Origin of the sequence: Nostoc sp. 2RC, from assembly GCF_014222165.1 — a bacterium.
GTDB classification, from domain to species: Bacteria; Cyanobacteriota; Cyanobacteriia; order Cyanobacteriales; family Nostocaceae; genus Nostoc; species Nostoc linckia.
This window is the reverse complement of sequence record NZ_JACKZU010000633.1, coordinates 1-2,339: the sequence shown is the minus strand read 5'-3', so window position 1 is coordinate 2,339 and position 2,339 is coordinate 1. Positions and strand designations below refer to the sequence as shown.

The window sequence follows — 2,339 nt, the reverse complement described above, 5'->3', positions numbered from 1 at the left end:
GGGGTGAGTGTCGATTAGTTAGTAATTGAGTAAGTTTGCTCTAACGTCATTACAAGGGTTTTACGTTAAGTTGACACTAATGACGGTTGTTCGCCCCCACCAGAGATTGTGGTTTAAATAGATGAAAAACGCTGTAAAATCACAGCCAACGATTTTTAAAACAACCTCTTATCAGCGATAACAGTCAACAATCAACCACCTAATTACTGCTTTTTCACAGCTTCAATTTTTGCTTCTATCTTCACCGTTTTCACACCTGGAACTTCCTTAGCTAAAGCTTCAGCTTTTTTGAGTTCTGCAATAGAACTAGCTGTACCCTTGAGGATAATTTCACTCTCTTTATTTTCAACTTGTAACTTATTCCCTGGTAAATCTTGATTCAACTTTTTACTGACTTCAGTTTTTAAATCGCTTTCAGCTTTTGTTGCTGGAGTTTTTAGAGAATCAGTTGTAGTTTTAGCCTCGGTACTCGGTGCTGGAACAATAGTTGGCTGTGCTGGAACTGCTGGAACATTAACAGTTTTATCAATACTTGGATTTGTTTCAGCAGCTGGTTTTGCTGGTGGTTGGGATTCTTGGTTGGTGGTGCTAGGAGTTTCGGAACCAGTTTTAGTAACTTCTTGACAACCAACAGCACCAATTACGAGAATACCACTAACTAAAAATAGAATTAGCTTTTTCATTATTTATCTCCGGATTCAGTAATTGAAGCGACTACTTAAGCTGTGTGTAATGGTGAGGAGCAAATGTTAAAAATTTCTTATTTTTTGTTTGCCATTTGTCATCTGTCATTTGTACTTTGTGGAGACACAGATGAATCATGTCTCTACACAAGACGCGATGAATCCCGTCTCTACAATGACTAAAATTTTGGAGAAGCACCAATTCAATTTTGCTAAGGCTGCTGGCTAGTATAGCTTTGCATCAGTTTGTGGCTATCTATCAATTTCAAGTAGATGCTAACTAGTTTTCTTGAAATGAGACTATGCAACCCTATAGCAATGATTTAATATTATCAGATTTGACGAAATTTGGCGATATCTAGAACAAGACAACCTATATAACTCAAAATTTCAGCATTTTTCCAATTTTATGCCAGCAAAATTACCAACAAAATGTTACTTTAAAAAACTATGACTTGCTTAAAACGCCCAAAGTACCAGGAAAGATTCGCCAATGCCCTACCTTACATCTGCACGGGAAATTCGCGCTATTGTCGCTGAATATACTCATGCTAAAACCCTGTGGCTAGATACAGAAGTGGCTGACTATAAAAGCCGCAATCCCAAGCTATCGCTGATTCAGGTATTAGATGATGCTGATGATATGAGTGGCGATCGCGTTTACCTTTTAGATGTCCTAGTTCAGCCTGATATTATAGCTGAATTTATTCAAGAAATCATGTTAAATTCTAATATTGAAAAAGTTTTTCATAATGCCAGTTACGATTTAAAATTTCTCGGTAATAAAAAAGCAAAAAATATTACTTGTACTTTAGAAATGGCCAAGAAAATTCCTTATTATCTTTTGCCATTGCCAAATTACCAACTCCAAACAATAGCCACTGCACTTTGTAGTTTTAACAATATTGACAAACAAGAACAACAAAGCGATTGGGGAAAACGTCCTCTCAGTGAAGAACAAATAGAATATGCTTACCTAGATTGTATTTATTTAGCTCAAATTCACTCAAATTTATTAAAATTACAAGCCAAAGCTAACCCCGAACCCACAACGGAAGATTTAACAATTCTGAGTGCTAAATCCTCGCAAATTGAGCAGCAATATAAATTATTAAATTCCGAATTTGAACATTTACAAGAACGTATCAAAAAAGCTATGCAAGCCCAGAATATATCTGAAACTGCTGATTATAAGCTAAATAGTTATGACCGTACCACAATCAAAACCACCTTTTCCCAATTGGCAAATCTAGCGCAAAACCAAGGCCTTGATTTAGATTTTCCCATTACATTAACTCAGAAACTCCAAAAAGATTTAGGGCAAAATCTAGAACAATTGTCTGTAGACGTTGACAAAACCACCGCTTGGCGACTAATTCCTAAAACTGACGATGCTGAAATAGAAAATGAGTAGTAAATCAGAATTCAGAATTCAGAATTCAGAAGTCAGAATTCAGAAGTCAGAATTCAGAAGTCAGAATTCAGAAGTCAGAATTCAGAATTCAGAAGTTAGAATTAATAAAGTTTAAATAACCAAAGTTAAAAATATATATCAAATCAATGTAGTGGCGTGGCAAGTCTAAAATGTTGCAATAGATTTTATTGTGGGATGGGTGTCCTCACCCGTCCGGGCGGGCAGGATGCCCACCCCACAAG

General features: G+C 36.3%; 2 protein-coding genes. One reads left to right on the top strand and one right to left on the bottom strand.

The window, feature by feature from the left end; all coding sequences use genetic code 11:
- Positions 1-203 precede the first annotated feature (203 nt).
- Complete coding sequence (locus GNE10_RS33970; protein WP_185570428.1) at positions 204-683, bottom strand: BON domain-containing protein; 480 nt, start codon at positions 681-683, stop codon at positions 204-206.
- 493 nt (positions 684-1,176) lie between these two features.
- Here GNE10_RS33970 and GNE10_RS33965 point away from each other — a divergent pair, with 493 nt between their 5' ends.
- Positions 1,177-2,097, top strand: a complete 921-nt coding sequence (locus GNE10_RS33965; protein WP_185570427.1) for a ribonuclease D — start codon at positions 1,177-1,179, stop codon at positions 2,095-2,097.
- Positions 2,098-2,339: the final 242 nt, after the last annotated feature.